This is a genomic window from Flavobacterium sp. (assembly GCF_027490375.1).
Classification (GTDB): domain Bacteria; phylum Bacteroidota; class Bacteroidia; order Flavobacteriales; family Flavobacteriaceae; genus Flavobacterium.
The window spans coordinates 1-24,347 of record NZ_JAIXYH010000090.1; the positions used below are offsets into that span (position 1 = coordinate 1).

The window sequence follows — 24,347 nt, forward strand, 5'->3', positions numbered from 1 at the left end:
CCTGTTCCACCTGTTGCCACATTTACGGTTGCAGATCCATTTGTTCCGGCGTTACAAGCCACATTTATTTGCGACTGTGCCGTTAGTGCTAAAGCAGCGGCTGGTTGGGTAATCGTGAAATTCACGAAAGCAGTACAACCGTTTGAATCGGTAACTGTACAAGTGTAAGTTCCTGCAGCTAAACCTGTGATCGTACGCGTACCGTCGCCGGTTGGGGTGCCGGGGGTCCAGTCGTACGTGTAAGTTCCTGTTCCACCTGTTGCCACATTTACGGTTGCAGATCCATTTGTTCCGGCGTTACAAGCCACATTTATTTGCGATTGTGCCGTTAGTGCTAATGCGGCAGCCGGTTGTGTAATGGTAAAAACGCGATCAATAGTACAACCATTTGCATCTGTTGCTGTTACTGTATAAGTTCCTGCTGCTAAGTTCGTTGCTGTTGCAGCTGTTCCGCCAGAAGGCGACCAAAGGTATGTGTAAGGAGCTGTTCCGCCCGTAACATTCACCGTGGCAGAACCGGTCGACAAACCAAAACAGCTCACGTTGTTTTGATTTCCTGTAGTAGCGAGGTTGCAAATGGTCAAGTTTGCAGTTTGAGCACCAACATACGTATTAGAATTTCCTACTACGGTAAATCGGAAACTGTCGGAATTTGTATCAGCTGCTGTATGCTGGTAGGTAATTATTCCCGAGTTTAAATCTGCTTGAGAAAAGGTAGAACCAACGGTACAAGGCACTCCTGATCTTTGCAATTGACCTTTGGAAGGTAATGTAACTACTCGGTAAATAATCTGAGCTGTCGTTGAGCTTGGTTGTGTAGCATTTAATCGAGCGTTTGTAACTGTCGTTGTTTGATTGAAATTGGCGGGAATTAAGTTATTTGTAAGCGAAATATTATTGTTGATTTGCAGTTTTCCGCATAAGCTAACCGAAAATTCGTTGAAGGTACCTCCGAAAGTGTTTCCACCGCGGTCAGTAGCAAGAAGTGTCCAAGTTCCTTGACCGTTTGAACCATCAAATTTACTGAGCAATTGACTTGCTTGCTGAATTCCTTCCAGACCTGCATTGGTTGCTGGAGTTACATTTCCGCAGGTAAGCACCGTTCCCGCATCGGAGAAAGTAACATCAAAATCTGCTCCAGTAGTACAGTCTCTGTTGTAAATTTCAGCAAAAATACCCGTGGGACCCGACAACTGCATCTTGATATCTGCAAGAGATTCGTGCTGCGCTCGCATGTAGAAAGTTACATCGGTTACTGAAATATCATCTGGCACATCCATTTTTGCAATCACAGCATTTGTGGTTCCTTCTTCCCAAATGGCATTTCCATCGAAGTACTCATCGGCATAGGTTCTACAAATATCGTTAGCCACTTGAAACGAGCGTACTTCGGAAAAACTACCTTGTAAACATGGATTCACAGGACGTACTCTCCAATAAAAAACAGCGCCACTTGTTAAACCTGTAGCTGTATAAGTGCTACCAATCACGTTTGCAGATTGGAACAGCGTTGCAAAATCAGGAGATGTAGCTATTTGTACATCGTAACTTGCGGCAGTTGTTAAAGCACCCCAAGACAGTTCTAGATTATTAGTTCTATTTTCTGCGCCATCTGCAGGCGATGTAAGTGAAATTGTTCCGATGTTGTTATCAAAAACTCGTAACGATAACGGAATTGAAATGTCAGAAGTAGTAGAAACACCTCTAACAGAAATGTTATAATTGCCAACTGCAACAGCCGATATTCCGGAAATCGTAACTGCAACCGTTCCCGTAGTGCTGCGGGTTGTTGGTGAAAAAGATGCAGTTGCGCCAGCAGGAAGACCTACCGCCGAAAAGGTAACCGTTTCACTGAAGCCCGGAGCAACAGTAAAGTTTACTGTATAGCTTCCGTTGGCTGGCTTACAAACTGAGCTGATGGAATTTGCTGTAGTAAATTCGAATTTGTTTGATTTAATCTCCAAATCAAAGTTCGAAATATCAAAAAAGACATTGGCTGCGGCCTCAACACGAATTCGAACGCGGTTTCCAATGTTGTTAGGAACCGTAATTGCCTGAGTACCGTCGTTAGCCGTATTTGCAAGTAATGTCACGGGGTAAGTTAAACCGCCGTCGGTCGACATACGAATATTGACATTCAGAGAATATGTAGCCGTATTCGTTAAGTTTACATCCCAAGTAATTGTTCGGGATTCTCCAACATACCAAATAACTCCAGAAGTATTCGGCGATGTTACTCGAAAAGGACCAGCTGTTCCAACGGTTATTACCACGTTATCTTGATTTGTCTGGCCTCCTGCTATATTGTAATCGCGAGCTGTAACTCTAAAATTCATGGTTCTAGCTACACTGGGTAAAACTTCCCAAGTAGGAGTCACATTATTTATTAAATCATTTAAGTTTGGGAAAACTCGTGTCGGTGAAGAAGTTGGGGAAAATGATCTAAAATTAGGGCGATCCGTCGACGTGCTTTGAGGCGGCATCGTACCCGAAGTAGTTCCATTATTAAATTGCTCCCAACAATACAGCAAAGGGTCGTTATCAGCATCTGTAAAACTTGCAGTCAAACTAAATGGTGTTGATATCGGAATCGTATAATCCGGAACGGCTGTAACTATAGTTGGTTCACTATTTGTAATAACAGTTTCAGTATCACATGCATGACCCGCAACTTGTGTTGTTATTTGTTGAATACTGATTGAATGAAAATAGGGGTCGCTATTACCTTGAATATTAGGCGGACAAATACCCGCATAACCCATTATAGTTGAACCACTTCCTGGTTCGTATGCCGCCGCGGCAGATCTTTGACAGCTGTTGTTTTGTGTATGACCTGCCGAGAATTGATGCCCTATTTCATGACATACGTAATCAATATCAAACGGATCAAACTCAGGAGTTACAATCCCAGTTACACCATTACCTTTAGTAGTAGTACATGGTCCAACTCCTGCTATTCCGCCACCACCGGTACTGAAAACATGCCCGACATCGTAAGCAGCCGATGTAATAATTCCATTAATGTTTGCTGTATTTACACCCAACATCTGAGATCCGTCATAATTGTCGTAGGGGTCGGGATCTGCGGGTGTGTCAATATTAACATTATTTCGATAAATCAATCGATCATTATTTGAAACTAATTGAAAAATAATAGCAAGTTCACGACGGAAAACCGAATTCACTCGAGTAACCGTAGTGTTAATTGCTGCTAAAGCTCCCGCAACAGTATTTCCGTGATAAGCAGTATACTCCGAAGTACACGCCACAGCCAAATCGTATCGTCTCAAGCGTGCATCCGTAGAGTTACGGTATTGCACATTTCCTTGTGGCTCTTCATCCGCTACTAATTCCCCTAGGTCCTCTACGTGACAACGAAAATCATTATCCGCTTGAAGAGGATAATCTGATCGATCATATAAAACGTAAACACCCGAGAAGCCTTTAATTGGATCTAAATAATAGGTACGCTCACCAGAAACAAGTAAATGGATTTGCTTCTTATAAATTGATATGAATACCGCCTTACCCCTGGTATCACGGCTTACCCCTTCAAACGAAGCAATTTCCGGATACTTCAGCGCTAAATCAGGATGCATAACTTCTGAACGCATTAGCTCAAACGTCTCTGTTTTCCCTGCTCCTACCGGAAGATCAACCGTGATTTTTTGCGTACTACGCGGAGTCATCAATCCACCGGATTGTAACATTTGTAAAAAAGCATCTTCATCAAGTTCTAAAAAACTTGCTTTTTTTATGCCTTTCGACTGTTCAATTGCCGTTTTAGCTGCGAAATTTGATGACGCCTTCCATAAATTTTGTCTTTGTGCGAAAACACCAAAACATAAAAAGAGGGCGAAAAATGTACTGATCGTAATTTTGCTCATTTTCTGGGGAATTTGATAGCGTAAACCTACCAATCCCAAAGCGGATTTCCAAATTTTTTGTCGATAAAATGCAATATTTATTCGATGAAATACATAAAATTAGTTTTAAAGAGTACTTTTATCACCACAAATTTAAAGTTATACACTGCATTTATCTAATTAATAAACAGATATTTACGATACGAATAAATCCATAAATAGAATACATTTAATAGAATTCTGTGATTTATAAAGTATATTTCCCGTAAGCACACTGACTAGCAGAAACGTTTTCTGAATCGACTAAACTCCCAAATGTTTCACGCAGTTATCCCGAAAAATATGTCACCGGAACAATAGTACTAAGCAAAAAAAAGCACATTCTTACCGCAACTTTAACTCCGCTTTCCTTTTTTTTGGGTGTGCCGGCGCAGTGGTGGCTTCGCCGTAGTATAGTGGCGCCGTCGCGTGCTCCATTGTATCTTTTTGGCAAAACGATAGTGGAAATACAAAGCGCCAAAAAGGATGCCATTGCGCCCGCTCACACGGGGAAAAGTATTAAGTATTAAGATAGAAGTATTAAGATAGAAGTATTAAGACGGAAGTATTAAGCATTAAGATGGAAGATTTAAGATTGAAAGTGTTGAGATAAATCGACGTTTATTCTTGATTGCAATCAAAATCTATTTTGGTTGATTGTAAAATAAAGAGCAGACAGAAGACGGCTCGGATTTGCAAAAATTCATTTGTAATATTGCAATATTACCTCGGCTTAAAACATTGATTGAAAGATAATTAACCAATTAAAAAAACAAATAAAATCAACTGAATTAGCTCGTCAAAAAACCTAACGTTTGGTAACGCTTTTCGCGGTAAGGACAGCAGCGGCATCCTTTTGCCGGAGGAACGAAGGCAAAAGATATAGCGAATGGCCTGACGGCGGTTAAGAATTTCCAGCGAAGGTGTACCGCCGGACCGCCCAAATAAAAAACTATTTAATTCCGTACTTGTCGAACAAATAAATCAAAGACGTCATGGCAGCAGCGCCAAGCTCCAACTCGCGTTTGTGTACGTGATCAAAAGTGTCGTTTGCGGCGTGATGGTGGTCGAAATACCGCTGCGAATCGGGCTGCAACCCCGCTTTTACGATTTTCTCCGATTTAAGCGGACCGATATCCACGCCACTAAAACCTTTGACAAATCGGTGAATTAAATACGGTTCAAACAACGATTCCCAAGAGCGAACTTGCTCGAAATTAGCATCGTCGCAAACAAACGAAAATCCGCGTGGAGAAAAACCACCCAAATCGCTTTCTAATGCAAAAATGTGATTCTCGCCGCGCTCTTTACTGTACTTCTCGTAAGCTAATCCGCCTCGAACACCGTTTTCTTCGTTCATAAACATAACCGCACGAATGGTACGTTGCGGTTTGTACCCGATCTTCTTTAAAAGATGGAGTACTTCTATCGACTGCACGCAACCTGCTCCGTCGTCGTGCGCACCAGTTCCTAAATCCCACGAATCGAGGTGCCCGCCAACCACAATAATTTCGTCGGGATACACACTACCACGAATCTCGCCAACCACATTAGCCGACATTACATCGGGATATTGTTTGCAATTTTGCTTAAAATAAAATTCTAGATCTGGATTCAGTTTCAGTTCCAAACTCAGTCGATCAGCTGCATTCGTACTGATTGCCGCTGCGGGAATACGCTGATTTTCGGGTAAATCGCCATAACCTGTTTGTCCGGTGTGCGGAAAATCATCGGCATGTAACGTCATTGAACGAACGATAACTCCCGCGGCTCCGTACTTTGCAGCTTCACGAGCGCCTGATGAACGCTGATCGACACAAGCTCCGTAAGCCCGAAACGTTTCTACAAATTCGGGATTCATTGGCCGATTAAAAAACACGATTTTTCCTTTTAAAGCAGCTCCACGTTTTTCTAATTCTTCGATAGATTGTACTTCGACAACCTTTGCGGTTAATCCGTTTTTAGGTGTGGCAACCGACATTCCCAAAGCGCAAATGGGCACCTTTACTTTTTTGTTTCCGGTTTTATAGTAAGCTTCTTCGGGCGCACCTCGCTCCCACTTCGGCACCATTACTTCTTGTAAATACACCGAATCGAGTTCTAACAAGCGCATTTGCTCGTACGTGTACTGCACGGCTTTCTCGGCATTGGCAGAACCCGATAACCGACTACCGATTTTATTGCACAAATGCTCCAACCACACATACGACTTGCCTTTGGTAAGCGCTGTTTTGTGGATTTCGGCCAGTATTTCCGCATCGGTTTGTGCTGTTGCTGAGAATGAAAATACAACAACCGCAATTAGCAGAAGAGTCGAATTGAATTTTGCCATTAATGTCCGCCGCTCACTTTTTTACTGAAATCAATTCCTTGATTTTTCAATATTCCACTCACGCGCCATGCGTAAAATGCCAAATAAGCGAAGCAGATAACACCAACGATATAACTGAAGTGAATGGTAGTTAAATCGGCAACAAAACCTTGCAGCCAGCTCACTAAACCACCGCCCATAATCATCATAATTAAAAATGAACTTCCCTGGCTCGTATTTTTTCCCAAACCACTAATCGCAAGCGTGAAGATACAAGGCCAAAGTGTGCTGCAAAACAAACCAACACTAGTAAATGCGTAAACGCTCACCATTCCATTTGTTGTCATACCAATCAAAAGTGCTGCAATTCCTAAACCAGAAAAGATGAGCAACATAGTAGCCGGATTTCCTTTACTTGCCATATCTGCTGCAATTAGCACTAAAATCACGAGGCCATAAATATAAAAGGGCGACAAATCATGCTTCATAAACATATTTACCAGTAAGAAAACGCCAAAAGCAAGGTAGGGAGCTACAAATCGGAGAATTTTCTGTGTGTTCATGTTGTCGGTAAACGCTTCTACCGCACCGGTCCAACGACCAATCATTAAACTTGCCCAATACAATGAAATAAAGGGTGCAACATCTTTAGTTGCAAATCCTAAACCATTTTCCATGTATGCTGGTAAATTACTAGCCGTTGAAACCTCAACGCCTACGTACACAAAAATAGCGATCATTCCGAGCACCAACTGCGGATAATCAAGAGCCGATTTTCTAGCGGAAGCCACATCTGCTTCGCTTTCCACAACTGCAGCGGGTTTATCTGGTAATGAAGAAAACTTAAGAAAAACAGCAACAAGTAAAAACGCCGCTCCCAAGATTAGGTAAGGAACTTTTACACTCTCGATACTTAAACTGGAACTGGCATCAGAAGCCGAACCAAAAATGGCAAAACTTACCAAAAGCGGACCTATAGTTGTTCCTAAATTGTTGATTCCACCAGCTAAAGTTAAGCGCTGCGAACCTGTTGTAATTGGGCCCAATGCAATGGCCAGCGGATTAGCAACGGTTTGTTGTAGCGAAAATCCGAGAGCTACAATAAACAATCCCGACAACATCAACGGGAAGGAACCTGTATTGGCGGCAGGATAAAAAAGTATCGTTCCTAATGCAGAAATAACCAACCCGAGGGCTAAAGAATTTTTATATCCAATTCGATTGATTAAATCGCCTTTCGTTGCATATGAAACTAACATGTAAATAATCGAACCTACTGTGTAAGCAATATAAAAAGCTACAGAAACCAATTGGCTTTGACCTTGACTTAGGTTAAAAGCCGTCTTAAAAACGGGAATTAAAATGTCGTTACTCGCGGCAATAAATCCCCAAAAAAAGAAAACGGTTACTAGTGGTATAAACTGCGCCCAATTGGTTTTTTGACTTTCTGCACTCATGAACTTTTATTTAGTTTTGGTTGGTTAATGTGTTTTTCATTTAAGGAATTGGAACGATAGAAACCGCTGCTCCTCCGCCTTCTGCCAAATGTAATTGTAATTTCGACTTGGAAGTCACTTGTATAGTTTTTATAGCATACGATTTTGGGTTCTTTTCCCAATGTGCGCCTTTACCATCTTCATACACAGTAGCTTTGTATTTTACGCCCGGTGTTAAAAAATCGAGCGAAATTTCGGTTTTTCTCGCATTTTCATCGGTAATTGCACCTAAAAACCAACGCTCTGATAATTTGTCTTTACGAGCTACCGTTAAATAATCGCCCGGTTCTGCTTCCAAATACTTGGTATCTTGCCAATCGGCTGCTACATCTTTTATGAATTGGAACGCATCTAAATGACGTTCGTAGTTTTCAGGTAAATCGGCTGCCATTTGCAACGGACTGTAAAGCGTCACGTACAAGGCTAATTGCTTGGCTAAGGTAGTGTGTACTTGCTCTTTTTTCGCAGCATCGTACGCACTCATTTTAATCTCAAAAATGCCCGGCGTGTAATCCATCGGTCCGCCTAACAAGCGTGTAAATGGTAAAATGGTTTCGTGCATCGGCGGATTTCCGCTACTCCATGCATTAAACTCGTTTCCGCGCGCGGCTTCCGCAGCAATGTAATTCGGATACGTACGGTGGTAACCTGTTGGTCGTGTCGATTCGTGTGAATTCACCATAATTTTTTGCTCTGCTGCACGTTCGGCTACCCAATTAAAGTGGTTCAACATCGTTTGTCCGTCGTGAAATTCGCCACGCGGAATAATTCTTCCAACGTATCCGGTTTTTACAGCTCCGTATCCGTACTTTTTCATAAAGGCAAAAGCCCGATCCAAACGACGCTCGTAATTGGCAACCGAACCCGAGGTTTCGTGATGCATGATCATTTTCACGTTTTTACTTTTTGCGTATTCGGTAATTTCCTTGATGTCGAAATCCGGATAAGGCGTTACAAAATCAAATACATCTTCCTTCCAGTTACCAAACCAATCTTCCCAACCGGTATTCCAACCTTCCACTAAAACACCATCAAAACCATGCGTAGCCGCAAAATCAATATAGCGCTTCACATTCTGAGTAGTAGCTCCATGTTTCCCTGAGGCAATTAACTCCTTACCTGTATTTTGTGCGTTTTGAGAACCGGCGTAATCCCAAGTCGATTTTCCAACGTGCATTTCCCACCAAACACCTACGTATTTCATGGGCTTTATCCACGAGGTTTCTTTAATTTTCGACGGTTCGTTCAAATTCAAAATCATTTTCGAACCCACGATATCTCGCGCATCTTTACTTATCATTACCGTTCGCCACGGCGTGTTGTAAGGCGCTTGCAAATACGCCTTCTCCCCTAGCGGATTTGGTGCCAAAAGTGCCGAAAACAAATACGATTTCGGGTCAACCGCCAAGTGCATCACCGGATAATTTACTACCGCAGCTTCAAAGATATTAACGTACAAACCGGTAGTCGATTTCAACATCAATGGCGACTGTACTCCGTAACGCGTAGCAATCGATTTCATGCCAATACCGTTGTTCAAATTCAAATTATCGACATCTATTTTCGAGATGGGCGTTTCGTTGTACACATATTCTTGACTGTCGAAATCGGCTGGAATCCAAAATGCTTTGTAATCTTCAGTGAGCTGAAAAGCCGTAAGTTCTTCAGAAACAACAAAATAATTCAGATTGCTCTGCTTTGGAAACTCGTATCTAAAGGCAATTCCTTCGTCGAACGCGCGAAAATGAATGTTCATCTGGCGTTTATCTGAGTCGCGCAATAAATTAAAAACCACCTCATTATAGTTGTTTTTTATGTTGCTAACTTCCCCGAGAACCGGTTGCCAAGTGGTGTTTTCCGAACTTCTAGATTCGCCAACAACGCGAAATCCGTTACTAAAATCGCCAATATCTTTCAGCTTGAATCCGAGTCGACTCACATCAACTACAACTTTGTTTTCGAATCTGACTTCATACGTCAACTGCTCTTTCGCGGAAAATGTCACGGTAATTTTACCATTGGGCGACTTAAGGGTCTGTGCCTGCATAACCGAAGTTAAAATGAATACTAGTGGAAAAAATCTTTTCATAACCTTATTTAGATTGCGCTAAAAATAAGGCTTTTTTACTGAAAACGAGAGTTCGAACAAAAATCGCTTTTTCAGCGCAAATACCTAGATTTTCAAGATACAGCGAACTAGTAATTTTAATTTGGGCGCACCGGCAAAACTATTGGGTGGAAAATCCGTAGGGTTTTGCCGTCCCGCTTTCGCTCATAGTCCTCGCTTGGCCCTATTGCATACGGGCAAGCTGTGGGCTAATCCGCTCAATCGGTTGCGCGACGTTCGTGCACCGAAAATAGTGCCGGCTATTCTGTTGTCGAAACGCTACGGAGTGCGCTTGAGTAGTGTGCTAAAATTGTTCATAACCTACCTAAACGTTTATAAACGTTTAAACACGATTAAAATTCGTTCTCTAAAAATCGATTTTGTAATTTTATGTCGGAGGCGGGCTGGAGGCCCCGGAACGTTGCTATACCCTTTTTTACGAATTTATCCACAAAAGCAGCTTCATTATTCAGAATTTTCGATTTATAAAATTTTCGACTCCAATCATTTTTTCTTGCTTCGTCGGTGAATCTAGACGTTTTCGCCATTTTCGATGTCAAATATGATTCTGGTTTGGTGTCTCGCCTCGACGCTATTTGCTTGTTTTGTCTTAAATACTGATTTTGAAATCCAGTAATTCGTGCCAATTAAATTGTTCATAACCTACCTAAACGTTTATAAACGTTTAAACACGACTAAAATTCGTTCTCTAAATATCGATTTTGTAATTTTATGCCGGAGGCGGGCTGGAGGCCCCGGAGCGTTGCTTTACGTTTTTAAAAAAAATTCCGTCCGAATTACCGACTACAACAAGCAGAAACGAAAACATAAAATTTTATGTAACGTTCCATTTATTCCGAAAAAAATCCAAAATTGCCGTTTTCTGGTATTCTCAAAAGAAAGGTGTCTGGTTGTCGATTCTTTATGAACCATCAATCTAAATTGCACGATTGTGGCTATAGGTCGGGCAAAGCCCTGATAGCAGCGAAAAGCCCACAGGTTTGGCAAGCTGTGCGCACGGTATTTTGGTGGCGACCAACGGAAGCCGCACACAATACCTGTGCAAACCCTTGCCAAACCGCGGACTTGCAGCGAATAGCAGGAATAGCTTCATAAAAATACAACCTTAGTTCGATTAAAAATCTATTTTAGGACGCTTTAAATGAGCAAATTATGAAATCAGGAGTAATAGAAATGAACAGTTTCTATGCTAAAAAGATAAACGGCTGCCTACTTCGTTAGATTTTTTTTGCGATACTACAGTATCCCAGAACAAATCTGCCTTGTATTCAACCATTTATCTGTTTTCTAACTTCAATTTTTAAATCGAACTCAGGATTGCAATTACTGACTTTTCAATTTTTGCAAGATTTCGTGTTTGCGTCGCCGTGAAATTTCGAAGGTTTTCCCCGATTTGAGTTCCAAAAAGCACGGATCGCCCTTGCTGTAACTTTTGATATACAGACAATTAACCAGTTGCGAGTGACTAATTCGCATGAAATAATTTTTAGAAAGCATTTCTTCCATTTCTTTCAAACTTCGCGCCGTGGTGTAGGTGGCGCCCGAGCTGGTATTGATGCTGCAATAACGCCCGTCGGCCACAATAAACTCCATCTCATTTTCGGGAATAAATACCACCGTATCGTTATGGTGAATGGCAATTTTTTTGGCGCTGCTTTCGTTTTCTAGATTTTTGAAGAGATTTTCGAACTGTTGTCTGCTGGTTTCGCGCGATTGAATTAGATTTTGCGCTCGCAACAATGCTTCGGACAATTCCTGACGATCGACCGGTTTCAACAGATAATCCAAAGCACTGCTTTTTATGGCTTGGATGGCGTATTCCTGATAGCTGGTAACAAAAATCACATCGAAAGGCAACTGATTTTCAAACCGTTTCAAAAGCGAAAAACCGTTTCCTTTCGGCATTTGAATATCCAAAAACAACAAATCGATTTTTGTTTCCGACAGTTCGTTAAATGCCTGTTCGATATCGGCAGCCGTGCCAACAATTTCGACGGCATCGGAAACCGAAACTAATAATTTTCCGAGCAACTCTCTGCCACTTCTCTCATCGTCAACGATATAACAACGCAACTTACTCATCAGGAATCAAGTGTTAATTCAACGGGAATACTTATTTGCACTAACGTACCATTAATTTGACCGTTCTCTCTAAGGTCGGTAACTTCAATAGAAATGGCTTTTGTTTCGTACAATCGTTGCACCATTTCGAGTCGCGCGGAGGAGATAGACATGCCTAAAGACTGGTGATTGTTACTGCGTTTTAGCTGCTGTGATGCCTCGCGACCCACGCCGTTATCGCTGATTTTGATAAGCAGCATCTCGGTAGTTGTGAGAAATTCTACAGTAATACGGCCTTTCGTTTGCTTTGGCTTGGCCATAATTCCATGCCAAATTGCATTTTCGATGTACGGTTGGATAAGCATCGGTGGAATCAATGTTTGGAAGATATCGATATTTTTATCAATAATAACCTCATATTCAAAGGCTTGTTCAAATCGAAGTTGTTCTAAACTTACGTACAATTTGAGTGTTTCCAGCTCATCAGAAATGGGTAGCAAGCGCGATTGATTGTTTTGCAAAACCTTGCGAATTAGCTTGCTGAATTGCGTTAGGTAATCGTATGCCAAATCCGATTCGTTGTTGAGCACGTAATTTTGAATGGCGTTAATTGCATTAAAAATAAAATGTGGATTCATTTGCGCCTGAATCGCAGCTAGTTTGCTTTCTGCAATGAGTTTGTGAAGCTGTGTTTTTTCGCGCTCTTTCTGCTTGTATCGGTTCAACAAAAAGCGAAATAACAGCGTGATTGCTACCAAACCGAGAACAATAAAAAAGATGATGAAACCGAGCTGCTGCCAAAAAGGCTTTGCTATTTCAAAGTCGATTACTAGTGCACGGCTCGCTTGGTTTCGCGAAATAGCGGGAACCCATACTTTGAATTGATACTTGCCTGGTTTTAAATTATCTAACGAGACATAGTCGGTTGAAGACAAGCGGTTTTTAGATTGGGTTCCAGATAGTTGATAGCGCAAAAATCGGTTTGAATTTTGATAATCGACAACATCGAATTTAAAATACAAAGTACTGATGCCGTAGGGAATTTCTTTTTGCAAAGAGTTTAAATTTTGCTTTTTACCGTCGATGAGCAACTCGGAAAAGTAGAGAAGGGGTTTCGTTTCTTTGGTTTTAAAAATCTCTGGAGTGAAACTGCACAAACCTTCGGAAGTTGCGGCATAGTAAAGTCCGTGATTGAATGCCGTGCTATAAATTTCGTTGCTGATAAAACCTTGTTCTTTGGTGATTTTGTCGACACGCGGTGACTGTTTATTAGGATCGAACCTGTAAATACCTGTATGAGTCGAAAGCCATAGAAATTTGTCGGGATGCTGTTTTATATCGGAAATGTATAGCGCATCTTCGAGACCGTTGCACACATATTTTTGTAAGGAATTGTTTTGGAATTTATAGAGGCCGCTTCCTTTAGTTGCAATCCAGAATCGATTTTTAGAATCGGAGTACACGCAGGTAACTGGGTCGGGCATTTTGGCGATTTGCTTAGTTTCGCCCGTTTTACTGTCTAATATGCACAACAAATCAGACGATGCCAATAACCATTTGCTTCCTTCAAGGTGGCAGCCGCTTCTTATCTTAAACGGAAATGTTGCTACGGCGTCGAGCGCTGTGCCTTTAATTTTACCGAGGAATCGGATATTTAAGAAGTATAACTGTTTATCGACCAAATGTAAACTAAGTGCATTTTGATTGGAACCTGAATTGGTTTGAAGGAGTTTGATCTTTGAAAATTTAGAATCGGTTACAGCAATGTATTGGTGACTTGCGATATACCATTTATTGTTATGTGGGACGATATCTAGGAACATTTCAGAAAAGGATCCGGGAATATTGTAGGAAATTTGCCTGTAGTTGTTTAGTTCAACAATCGATTTTGGGTTATTTGCCGTAAACATGCGGTTACCAACCGTTTTTAAAATCTCATAAGTTTGCGAATTTTCGGGGCTACCAGACAGCCATTTAAAATTTGCATTTCGGCATCGAAACACGCCTTTTTCTAAAGTAGTACACCAAACTTCCTGATTTTCGTCAACTAGAATGCCCGACACGGATAAGTCAGCCAGAGCGCACGTAGGCATCGAATTGAGATCGGAATTTTTGTAAAGAAAAAGTCCTTTTTTTCGCATTCCAATCCAAAAATTATTTTGCTTATCGATAGAAATCGACAAGATTCGCTGCGGAAATTTCTTGATCAGTGATACGGACTTTCCAGTGAGAACAACCAAATACGTGTCGATGGCAAAATAAGTGTTGTTGCCTTTTTGGGTAACGACAGGACGGGAGCTGATTAATTCGTTGCTGCTTTTAGTGAGATCGATTGTTTGAATTAGTCTGTTGTTCTTATCAACTATGCCAACGGTACGGGAGTTTTTTGAAGCGGGATTGTGAGCAAAAGACGACTTGAGTGTTATGGCTTCGTCGGTTTTTTGGAAAGCGACAAAGTTGTAAGAGGTATAATTTGAAAAGGATGAAACTTTGTAGGTCTGAAGGTCGACTTCAAAAGTGCTCTTATTGGTATTGATAACTAGTGTTTTGCCTTTGTCTGTAACATCTAAACTGTAGGGTGTTTCGAAAGAGCTTGTTTTAGCTTTAATGAAATCACTGAAAGGAGCTTTATGGATTTTTCCGTTTTTATGGAAATAAATCGTGCGGTTGGCGCCGTAAATCCACAGGCGGTTTTGGGTGTCTTCGGCAAGTGCGTACGAGGCCTTGTCTTCTAGACCGTTTTGTCGATTAAAAACTTTGATTTTTGAACCGTTAAACACACTTAAACCTTGTTCGCTGCTCCACCACAAATACCCTTTGGAGTCTTTTACAATATTGTAACACTCTTTAGATGGAAGATCGAAATTTGTGGATATAGCCTCAAAATGAAGTGTTTGAGCGAAAGAGACACCCGTTATTAAAAACCAAAACCAATTAAATATGATTCGCATGTACTTGAGACCTTACTGGCAAATGTACCGGATTCAGTTATAGCTTTTACGGCGCGTGCGTGGTTGTGAAAAAAATGTAATATGTGGTACGATTGCGGGTAGGTATTGAAACTACTTTTGGGTAATTATATTCTCTAACTTTTATCCTATGCGGAACAAGTACTTTTTTACGAAATTGAGTTTTTATGCGGTGTTGCTGCTTTTTTCAATACACATGAAAACTGTTGCGCAAGTAACGGAAATCAATCAAATTGAAATCGATACAGTTGCCGCAGAGTTGCCTTTAGAGCATGCGACACAAAATGTGCTCCTCAACCAATCGACTAGCAGTTGTATTTCGCCTCAATACATTGAAGTTTACATTCGGCACAGCGATAAGTTAGGTTTTCGTTGGAATGCAGTTACACCAACGCCTTCTTTAGGATATGAATACGACATTTCGCAATCCAATACGCCACCCACGAGCAACTTGGAAACTAATGAAACATTTTCTACGGAAGTTTCGTACGGTTCCTTAGAGGCAAACACTACATATTATTTTTGGGTTCGTTCGATTTGCGATGGCCAATTTGGGCCTTGGATTAGCAGTGGTCCGGTGAGTACTTTGCCTTATAAATGTGTAAATGCGCCCGATGGAGAAATAAATTCAAGCAGTATCGCAATTTCATGCGGGACTGGCTTTCAGCAAATTACAAATTTCCCAATTGGTCCTAGTTTTTATGCGAAAATTACGATTCTTCCAAATAAAACGTATGCTTTTAAAAGTAGTATTCCTACCGATTACATCACTGTTGCTCAGTTTAATGGAATAGACATGAGTATTTACGCACACGGACAAGGGACGGTTTACTGGAATTCATACAACACCAGTGGTTCTCTTGTTCGATTTTATGTACACTCCAGCGCAAATTGCGGAGTAGATAATAGCGAGATTAGATACCGATATGTGAGCTGTCAGGACGAGATAAACACCTGCGCGCCACCTTCCGGATTAACTGTAGGTTCCGTGACGCCGACTTCGGCTGTTTTGGATTGGGATGCATCAAGCGTTACGCCTATAGGAGGCTACGACATTTATTTGAGTACCAGCGCAGAAACACCGCTGTTAACTGCTACTCCTACTGCAAGTACGAGTAATTCGGTTACCACTTATCCGTTATTGAACTTGCAGAGCAGTACTACGTATTATGCTTGGATTCGATCGAATTGTATTGTGAACTTAGGTGATTGGATTCAACCGATAAGCTTTACTACGCCCGCTGCTCCAACGTGCCCAGTGCCTTTTGGTCTGCAGGCTTCAAATGTCACTTCAAATTCTGCGAGCATTTCTTGGACAGCACCTCAAAGTGCCATTTTGGAAAGCTACGTGTATTATGTGAGTACCTCTCCTACCCCGCCAACGGACAATACCGTACCAACAGGAAGTACATTTACCAATATTGTCGATTTAAATTCGCTTTCGCCACAAACAACATATTATTTTTGGGTACAGAGCATCTGCGACTCGTTAACTAGTGTTTGGAGTTCCGGAAGTAGTTTCACAACAACTGCAACAACTTTTTGTACCAATGCTGTAAACGGACAAATACCTGCAAATACAATAAGTCCGAGCTGTACGGGAAGTCCGCAGACCCTTGCCGCGGTAACCTTTACCGGATCTTATTCGGTACTTAATTTATCGGCTAATACCACTTACGTTTTAGCGAGTTCTGTAGCAACAGATTATTGGACAATTACAACTAATGATGGATCGCAAGTTTTGGGAGAAGGTACAACCCCAATGGAAATTGTTGTTGGAGCTACCGGTGGAATAGTACGTTCTTACTTGCACACGAACAGTACTTGTGGCGTATCATTAGCTTCGCGAAGTACCACAATTAGTTGCCCGGCACCGGTTAGTCCGTGCCAGACGCCAAGCGTTACTGCGCCAACAAATGTGACGTTTAATTCGGCGACACTAAATTGGAGTAATAGCGCGACTCCAAGTAACGGATATCAAATTTATTACAGTACCAGTTCGGTACCGCCAACCGCCAGTACCGTGCCGCAAGAAACGGCCACGGGATTAACGAAAACCATCACCAATCTTTCGGCGAGCACTACCTACTACTATTGGATCCGTGCGAATTGCGGAGCGAACTTTAGCAACTGGACATCGACAAATAGTTTTACCACAGCAGCCGACACCACGTGCCCAACGCCATTTAATTTGCAAGTGAGCGAGTTAGGTCCGATTAGTGCAACGCTAAACTGGCAGATACAAAATGATGCGGGTTATACATTCGATGTATTGGTGCGTTTGAACAACGTTGCTCCGACCATTAATACCATACCTAGTTTTAACATAAACGCGAATTCGGCTTTTTATGCTGGTAATAATATTGAGCCGAATAAAACATATTATTGGTGGGTTCGAACGAACTGTGGAGCGACAAAATCGCCATGGGTAGCCGGAGGCAGTTTTACAACGCCGATTCCAACGAATTGTTCACAGGCATTTTATTTTCAATATCCGCAGGAAACGGTAGTACCCACTTGCAACAATACGAGTCAGATTGTAGAAGAGTTTGCTATTACGGGAGATTTTTCGGTTTTGACTGCTTCGGCCAACCGTCAGTACACTTTTTCGACTACGATTGCAACAGATTTCATAACCATTTCCAATGCAAATAATACAGCTGTATTAGCTTCAGGAACAACTCCATTAGTTTGGTTGTCGGGAAATTACTCCGGAAATATCCGATACGTTGTGCATGAAAATTCACTTTGTGCAACCGACACATCGTTTCGTACTAAGTCGGTTAGTTGTACTACGAATTTGAGTGTTGAAGCTGTTGATTACGAAGTTTTCAAATTATTCCCAAATCCGACGACCGATTTAGTTACGATTATGGCGGACAAGACCATTGAAAACATCAAAATTTATAACCAAATCGGACAGTTGCTTGCGGTTTTTCAACCGAACAATTCCGAAACTGTTTTCTCCACGAGTTCGTATGCCGCTGGTATTTATTTTGTGGAAGTTAAAACAGAAAACGGCACCCTAACCTCTCGTTTACTAAAAAAGTAGTTTTTTATTCTTTATTTCAGAGAAAGATCGCTTTGGGGGCGGTCTTTTTCGTTTTTGTGAAAAGAACAAGTTGCTGAAAAAGTACGTTGATGCATTATTTTGGAAGCGAATTCTCGGGCCTAATTCGAGTTTGAAAACGTTTACACGTGTTGTTTGTGAACAATCGTTTGATGGTAACGATTGTGAAATAGCCCTGATAGCAGCGAAAAGCCCACAGGCTTGGCGAGTTGTGCGCACGGTATTTTGTTGGCGACCAACGGAAGCCAAACAAAAAAGCTGTGCAAACCCTTGCCAAACCGCGGACTTGCAACGAATAGCAGGATTAGCTTCTAAAAGAAATTACTTCAAAAATTTACGCTCCTTAACTTAAATTTTGATTGAGGAAATTGATAAAAAAAACCGACTTGAAAGTCGGCTTTTGAAGTATTTTTAGTGCTTTTCGAGTGCACAGCCTTCGTCTACGTAATCTTGCAGATATTGAAAACGCTGCGTTAATGAACCTTTAGAAGTAATTTGTGCGCGCGCCAAAATTCCGTCGGCGTCGTTATTGAAAAAGGCTGGTATGATATTTTCAATGAACATTTCGCCAAAACCTTCGGTGGCATCTTTGGGCAATTCGCAGGGCAAATTATCGATAGACATTACCGTGATGGCACCCGGGTGTCTGTAATCGACTTCCTCGCCAGTAGAAGGTAAGTATCCAAAAAATGGATTGGCAATGGTGCTGGCTTTTATGGTGCAGGCAATCGGACCGTCGACATCGCAAGACACGTCGGCAACCACTTTGATCTTATTTGCAGGAGCGTTGAGCAGCTCTCGGCTTAGAATTTCCGGATTTTGCGTCGCATGAAAGTGTCCGGCCATGTACACGTCGGCAACTTTAGAAAAGCGTTCAAAATCGGAGGTGTACATTTCGGGCGTTTGGTAAAAATCAGCTTTACTAGCGTTTTTACCATCAATTCTTTTGTAGTAATCGGTTACGTCTAATTGTACGTAAACGGGTTTGTCGTACTGTTTGGTAAGGAAATCGGCAACGCTAATTTTCTTAATCTTAGCCATTTGCAAGACTTCTTCGATTCCGTTTGCCACTTTTCCGTGTCCAGTGAGCACAATTTTAATGTTTGGCAAAACCAATCGCTTCACGCGTTCTTCTAGTGCTTGTTTGCAGGAAAGCGACTCGGCTTTTGGCAGTTCGAATAACTCGTATTTCAAGCCAAAAGCGCGTAAACCATTGTACGCACCTACAATTCCGGCGTAGCGACCAAAACCGATTAAGCGTTTATTTTCGGCATTTACCAGCGTTTCGTGGTCGAACAAATCGATGTCTTTTTGCAGCACAGCTTGCAACAATTTGCGGTTGTGCGCTTGCTTTTTGATGGTATGAGAAAAGAAGAAGTACTTTTTGTTTGGCAGAAGATTGTCGACAGGGATTTCCTTCACACCAAAGAGCACATCGCAGTCGGATAAATCGGTTGTTACTTCGAAGCCGGCGTTGCGGTATTCTTCGTCGGTAAAAACACGAATATCAGAAGATTCTACAGCAAATTCGAGTTCGGGATAGCGTTCTCGAAGCTGGATGAGCGCCGCAGGACTAAAGACTGCACGTCTGTCTGGCGGCGATTTTCGTTCTTTAATAATTCCGAATTTCATAGCAGTATTCAAAATTCATTACAGTTGTGTTGTTGTTGCTTAAAGTACTTTGCTGTATTTTTAAAAAATTAACGAAATCGTTGTAGTTTATAAAATACTAACTAAAGCTATTTAATATGTTACAAATATAACATCGTTATTTCATAACACAAGCAAAGGCAAAAATATTTCAACCAGCATTGGTTCATAAATTAACATGAGTAGCTGTGAATAGTGCGGTTCGACTGCTATATTTGCTCTAATACTCCCCTGTACTATGAGGCATTTAATTTTGTTGATGCTAGTTTTAGTGACTAGTTGTGTTGGAGATGCGCGTGATCGTTTGAGTAATTCGGATCATGAGCAACCTTTTCAGGTGGCATTCAGAACTTTATCGAGACAATATAAACAAGAGAAAGCTGCTGCGGTTGATCAGTTTTTCAAGAAATATTGGTTGTCTAATCAGGTCAGTGGTGCTTTTTTAGTAGCGAAGAACGGTCAGATAATTTACGAAGCATACAAAGGTTGCGGAAGTTTTGAGCGTCGGGATTCGATAAAAGCCGAGACACCTATACATATTGCTTCGGTTTCTAAAGTGTTGACGGCTGCATTGATCATGCGTTTAAAAAACGAAGGTTTAATACAACTCGACGACGATGTTTCCAAGTATTTAAAACCATTTCCGTATTTGGGAATGACCGTTCGGCATTTGTTAACACATCGGAGTGGTTTAGCTAATTATGCGTATTTGTGCGATGAGAAGGAAATTTGGGATAAACGCAATCGGGTTAAGAACAGCGATGTTTTAGCTATTTTCAACAAGTTTTCGATTCCGTTGCAGGGAGGGATTGGGAAGCGATTTGCGTATTGCAATACCAACTATGTTTTCCTGGCACTTATAGCCGAGCAGGTAACACAAAAGAGTTACCCTGTACTGATGCAAGAGTATATTTTTGGGCCGTTGGGAATGAAACATTCGTTTGTTATGACCGATGATTTGGATAAAGAAGCCGTTTGCCAATCCTATAAAGGAAATCGGATGCGTTTAGCTTTCGATCATTTAGACGATACTTACGGCGACAAAAACATTTATTCGACACCACGTGATTTGTTGCTGTTTGATAAGGCGACTTATTCCGATGATTTTTTCACGGATGCCGACAAGCAAGAAATTTATCGCGGTTACAGTTACGAAAGTCGCGGAACGCGTAATTACGGTATCGGAATTCGTTTGTATGAATGGAAGACAGGAGAAAAAATGTTTTACCACAACGGCTGGTGGCACGGAAATACGAGTTCGTACGTGACGTTGCGTAAAGATTCGGTTTGCATCATTGCGTTGTCTAACAAATACAGCAAAGTACCGTATCAGTCGTTTAAATTAGCTTCGGCATTCGGAAACTATCCGATTGATGGCGAGGCTGGGGAATAAACTTGCGTACTGCGGAAAGAGGCACTATATTTGCAGGCTCGAATTTACTTGGGGTCGACTGGTTTTGACAGCAAGTTGAATTGGAAAATAAGCACGTCGAGAACTGGAGTAATTCTCGTTAATAAAAGGCTTCACACTTTTATACGGCGAAGGAAACTACGCTCTTGCTGCATAATCTGAAGTTTAGTAAGATTAGCCTCGTCCTACCAGGTAGGAAAGCAGGATTTACCTCAAAAGCCTTGGTTTATGGCATTTGGTTAAGGTAAATCGTAAAAATAAACCTAGGTGTTGCGATGCTTCTAAGCGACATCGAAATAACAGAAGCTAAGTGTTCGGTGGCGGTTACCGGCCAAGCCAAACATCGAAAATCTAAGCGGTAAATAAGCGTGTAGAAAGTTTTTTGGTTGCTTGTTTGGACCCGAGTTCGATTCTCGGCGACTCCACAAAAAAAGCGGTACTTTGGTTTAGTGCCGCTTTTTTTATTCGTTAAAATCAAGGATTTTTTTGTAGATGATACTTACTGAAATCTACAAGAGCTCTTTTAATAGTATGAATAGCAGATTACAAAAAATTCAGTTTTCGTGTTCGCTCGCTGGAAAACGAATTTGAATGACGTTTCCGGTTTCGGAGGAACTTTGTTTGATTTTACCGCCGATTTGTTTGCTTCGCGAAAGAATGTTTTTAAGTCCCATGCCTTTTGATTTTTTTAGATTTTCAAAAAAGTCGAATGGCGAACCGTTGTCTTTAATTTCAAGTTCCAGAAAGGAGTCTATTTTCTTGATACTGAAATGAACCACAGTAACATTGCCGTATTTGAGCATATTACCGAGTAATTCTTGCACGATTCGATAGAGTTCGTAGGAATTTGAGGCAGAAACGGGAATATCGCGCTGATAAAAATCAGTGTGAATGGTAAGTAAACTCCATTTTTTAATTCGTTCGAAGTAATCTTCTAGGGTTGGTACTAGTCCAAGTGTATCAAGCAAAGGCGGCATTAGGTTATAGCTGATTACTTTCACTTCGGCGAGCATGTTTTCAACCGATGTTTTTACGCCGTACAAAACGGCACGACTTTCTTGATCTTGGATTTTTGTTTCCAGTTGCGAGATGTGGTTGCGTATGGTAATCATATCGCCGCTAATGCCGTCGTGGAAATCTTCTGCAATACGTTTGCGTTCTCGTTTTTCGGATTCGAGCGATACACGTAGTAAATTCTCAGACTCGGCTTGTCTGATTTTCAGAACTTTTCTTTGGTAAATTAACGCAATTAGCAAAACACCTAGCGTCATGGAAATCATGATTAAGGTGCCAATCCAGAAGAAAATTACTAGTCCGTCTTCATTTTCCATACGCCAAAACTAATTAAAAGTCTAAAGAAAATTGCAGCGATACAATTTATTTCCCAGTAGTTGGTGAAGGAAAGGGAACTTTTAACTATGAAGTTACTGGCTAAAAACAGAAATAGTGTACTTGCGTAATACAAGGTAAGAGAAAGGATGAAATAAAAATTCGGATTGTCCCATAAATTCCAATCTTTTAAATCGTCCATTAATTTTCGGAACCATAATAGGACACTTAAAAAGATAAAAGCAGTTATATAGGTTCTATTGATAGCCATAGCAAGATACATTATACTTCGGTCGACCCATAGAAAAAACGAACTCATATAAACAGCGATGAAACCGATTAAAAGCCATTTAAAGAGCTTTTGGTGGCTGGGTTTTAAAAGGTTTTTAAAGAAGTAATGAATTGCTAGGAAACTTAAAAACGGATAAATTTGAAACCAAAAATACGTATCTGTATATAAAAGATGCGTGATAAAGTACTCGTAAAGCGTTGAGATACCTATGAGCCAAATAAATGGCGTGAATGGTCCTGAATTTATAGCCGCTTTTTTTACGTAAAACAACATGGCTACATCAAGAACTCCTGCTAAAAGTGCTGTGTAGAAAAAAGTGTTATCCAATTTTTATATTTTCATTAATGGACTGGCACCTGGACAATCAAAAGGACAAGATCGTAACTCATCTAATAAAACACCTTTAGTCATATCATTTCCGTTTTCATCTACCCCAACTAAAACAATATTGCTTTTTTGGTTTTTGACATCGTATCCATTGTAAATTCGTATTCCTGAACAATCTATTTGCTCCAAAATCTGATTTAAATTATTTGTACTTACAAGGTATGAGAAAATTGCTTGCGGGTTTGCAGATTGAAAAGCATGGGTATATTGGCAAGCCTCTTCTAAAGAAATTACCTTTCCACTGTCGTTGTTGGTGTTCATGATATTTTGATTTTGTGTTTGAGCAAATTTCTCACTATAAATGAAAATAACAATACCAAAATTTAACTATTAAATAGTTTTTTTTCTACAAACACGTGTAACCGTTAACCAATTTTTGTAAAAGGCTTGATAAAATCGCATTTTTATAGGTATTGCACGTTTGCGTTAGGGATAGCAGCGGAAATGAAAACAAGTTGTTTGCTGCTTTTGCGCAGAAGTACCGGCGACCTCAGAAGCCGAAACTTGTGCTGCAAAAGCCAAAACAGCGCGTTTGAATTGCAGCGAATAGCCCGACGGCGCCGGAGGAACGACCCGCCGGAACGCCCAAAAAAACGATAAATAAAAGTTAAACTATGATAAATCGATAGTAATACTATTAATTTTGCGCTAAATAATTTGAGAATGCGAGAGCTTATATCAAATATCCGATTGCAGGTACATCAAAAAACGTTTGTCAAAGATCCGGAGACTTCGGAATTGGGGAAGAACCTCATTCGCGAAAGTATTTTGCTTATTGATGAAATTGGTTTTGAAAACTTTACGTTTAAGAAGTTAGGCGAGCGAATTAAATCTAACGAGAGTTCGGTATATCGATACTTCGAAAATAAGCATAAATTGCTGCTGTATTTGGCAAGCTGGTATTGGTCGTATTTAGAGTATCGTTTGGTATTTGCTACCAACAATATCGAGGATCCGTGTGTGCGACTTAAGATAGCTGTTGAAATTGTAACCGAAAAAGTTCTCGACGACACCGATACCGCGCACATTAACGAAGCTATTTTGAGTCGGATTATTATAGCCGAGTTTTCAAAAGTAATGCATACCAAAGAAGTGGATCAGGAAAATAAGGAAGGGTTCTTTTTGATTTACAAGCGGTTGAATGCCCGTATTGTTTCGATCATCAAGGAAATCAATCCGACTTATCCGTTTGCAGAAAGCTTGGTTTCGACGGTAATTTCGGGTGCGCTTCACCAACACTTTTTGAGTGAACACCTGGAATCACTTTCGAGCATAGACAACGGAAAGTCGGTTTCCGAATTTTACACCCATCTAATCACTAATACTATACAGAATTAA

Annotated in this window: 13 protein-coding genes and 1 other RNA gene; 4 read left to right on the forward strand and 10 right to left on the reverse strand. The window is 41.0% G+C overall.

Annotated elements, in window-relative coordinates; all coding sequences use genetic code 11:
* From Q0064_RS13590 to Q0064_RS13615, 6 genes are all read right to left on the reverse strand, one after another.
* On the reverse strand, positions 1-3,887 hold a 3,887-nt coding region (locus Q0064_RS13590), incomplete at its 3' end, for a reprolysin-like metallopeptidase (protein WP_298148753.1).
* Positions 3,888-4,857: 970 nt separating this feature from the next.
* Positions 4,858-6,237 (reverse strand): M28 family peptidase, encoded by a 1,380-nt coding sequence (locus tag Q0064_RS13595; RefSeq protein WP_298148754.1) that lies wholly within the window; start codon positions 6,235-6,237, stop codon positions 4,858-4,860.
* The gene (locus Q0064_RS13600) at positions 6,237-7,673 is read right to left on the reverse strand and encodes an MFS transporter (protein WP_298148755.1); all 1,437 of its coding nucleotides are present in this window, start codon (positions 7,671-7,673) and stop codon (positions 6,237-6,239) included. The genes Q0064_RS13595 and Q0064_RS13600 overlap by 1 nt, the downstream gene beginning before the upstream one ends.
* Positions 7,674-7,713: 40 nt before the next feature.
* Positions 7,714-9,801: a glycoside hydrolase family 97 protein gene (locus Q0064_RS13605; protein WP_298148756.1), complete on the reverse strand. Its 2,088-nt coding sequence runs from the start codon at positions 9,799-9,801 to the stop codon at positions 7,714-7,716.
* A gap of 1,362 nt (positions 9,802-11,163) precedes the next feature.
* Positions 11,164-11,922 carry a LytTR family DNA-binding domain-containing protein gene (locus Q0064_RS13610; RefSeq protein WP_298148757.1) on the reverse strand — a complete coding sequence of 253 codons (759 nt, stop codon included), beginning with the start codon at positions 11,920-11,922 and terminating at the stop codon, positions 11,164-11,166.
* Positions 11,922-14,852 (reverse strand): histidine kinase, encoded by a 2,931-nt coding sequence (locus Q0064_RS13615; RefSeq protein WP_298148758.1) that lies wholly within the window; start codon positions 14,850-14,852, stop codon positions 11,922-11,924. The genes Q0064_RS13610 and Q0064_RS13615 overlap by 1 nt, the downstream gene beginning before the upstream one ends.
* A 214-nt stretch (positions 14,853-15,066) precedes the next feature.
* Between Q0064_RS13615 and Q0064_RS13620 the strand changes: the two genes are divergently transcribed.
* On the forward strand, positions 15,067-17,922 hold the full coding sequence (locus Q0064_RS13620; protein WP_298148759.1) for a fibronectin type III domain-containing protein: 2,856 nt from the start codon (positions 15,067-15,069) through the stop codon (positions 17,920-17,922).
* Between the two features lie 429 nt (positions 17,923-18,351).
* Here the strand turns inward: Q0064_RS13620 and Q0064_RS13625 are convergent, their stop codons facing one another.
* A complete protein-coding gene (locus tag Q0064_RS13625; protein ID WP_298148760.1) occupies positions 18,352-19,572 on the reverse strand; it encodes an NAD(P)-dependent oxidoreductase in 1,221 nt (406 codons plus the stop codon).
* Between the two features lie 256 nt (positions 19,573-19,828).
* Here Q0064_RS13625 and Q0064_RS13630 point away from each other — a divergent pair, with 256 nt between their 5' ends.
* Both Q0064_RS13630 and ssrA read left to right on the forward strand, forming a co-directional pair.
* Positions 19,829-20,983, forward strand: a complete 1,155-nt coding sequence (locus Q0064_RS13630) for a serine hydrolase domain-containing protein (protein WP_298148761.1) — start codon at positions 19,829-19,831, stop codon at positions 20,981-20,983.
* A 50-nt stretch (positions 20,984-21,033) separates the two neighbouring features.
* Positions 21,034-21,429: a transfer-messenger RNA gene (ssrA, locus tag Q0064_RS13635) on the forward strand.
* 126 nt (positions 21,430-21,555) lie between these two features.
* Here ssrA and Q0064_RS13640 read toward each other — a convergent pair.
* Genes Q0064_RS13640 through Q0064_RS13650 form a run of 3 tightly spaced genes read right to left on the reverse strand, consistent with a single transcriptional unit; the run spans position 21,556 to position 23,270 of the window.
* Positions 21,556-22,332 carry an ATP-binding protein gene (locus tag Q0064_RS13640; RefSeq protein ID WP_298148762.1) on the reverse strand — a complete coding sequence of 259 codons (777 nt, stop codon included), beginning with the start codon at positions 22,330-22,332 and terminating at the stop codon, positions 21,556-21,558.
* On the reverse strand, positions 22,311-22,949 hold the full coding sequence (locus Q0064_RS13645; RefSeq protein ID WP_298148763.1) for a hypothetical protein: 639 nt from the start codon (positions 22,947-22,949) through the stop codon (positions 22,311-22,313). The genes Q0064_RS13640 and Q0064_RS13645 overlap by 22 nt, the downstream gene beginning before the upstream one ends.
* Before the next feature lie 3 nt (positions 22,950-22,952).
* The gene (locus Q0064_RS13650) at positions 22,953-23,270 is read right to left on the reverse strand and encodes a hypothetical protein (protein ID WP_298148764.1); all 318 of its coding nucleotides are present in this window, start codon (positions 23,268-23,270) and stop codon (positions 22,953-22,955) included.
* A 402-nt stretch (positions 23,271-23,672) separates the two neighbouring features.
* Here Q0064_RS13650 and Q0064_RS13655 point away from each other — a divergent pair, with 402 nt between their 5' ends.
* On the forward strand, positions 23,673-24,347 hold the full coding sequence (locus tag Q0064_RS13655; RefSeq protein WP_298148765.1) for a TetR/AcrR family transcriptional regulator: 675 nt from the start codon (positions 23,673-23,675) through the stop codon (positions 24,345-24,347).

Excerpts from the sequence above, each read along its gene's own strand:
- Q0064_RS13595 (WP_298148754.1), bottom strand. The coding sequence starts at position 6,237 with ATGGCAAAATTCAATTCGACTCTTCTGCTAATTGCGGTTGTTGTATTT.
- Q0064_RS13600 (WP_298148755.1), bottom strand. The coding sequence starts at position 7,673 with ATGAGTGCAGAAAGTCAAAAAACCAATTGGGCGCAGTTTATACCACTA.
- Q0064_RS13605 (WP_298148756.1), bottom strand. The coding sequence starts at position 9,801 with ATGAAAAGATTTTTTCCACTAGTATTCATTTTAACTTCGGTTATGCAG.
- Q0064_RS13610 (WP_298148757.1), bottom strand. The coding sequence starts at position 11,922 with ATGAGTAAGTTGCGTTGTTATATCGTTGACGATGAGAGAAGTGGCAGA.
- Q0064_RS13615 (WP_298148758.1), bottom strand. The coding sequence starts at position 14,852 with ATGCGAATCATATTTAATTGGTTTTGGTTTTTAATAACGGGTGTCTCT.
- Q0064_RS13620 (WP_298148759.1), top strand. The coding sequence starts at position 15,067 with ATGAAAACTGTTGCGCAAGTAACGGAAATCAATCAAATTGAAATCGAT.
- Q0064_RS13625 (WP_298148760.1), bottom strand. The coding sequence starts at position 19,572 with ATGAAATTCGGAATTATTAAAGAACGAAAATCGCCGCCAGACAGACGT.
- Q0064_RS13630 (WP_298148761.1), top strand. The coding sequence starts at position 19,829 with ATGAGGCATTTAATTTTGTTGATGCTAGTTTTAGTGACTAGTTGTGTT.
- Q0064_RS13640 (WP_298148762.1), bottom strand. The coding sequence starts at position 22,332 with ATGGAAAATGAAGACGGACTAGTAATTTTCTTCTGGATTGGCACCTTA.
- Q0064_RS13650 (WP_298148764.1), bottom strand. The coding sequence starts at position 23,270 with ATGAACACCAACAACGACAGTGGAAAGGTAATTTCTTTAGAAGAGGCT.
- Q0064_RS13655 (WP_298148765.1), top strand. The coding sequence starts at position 23,673 with ATGCGAGAGCTTATATCAAATATCCGATTGCAGGTACATCAAAAAACG.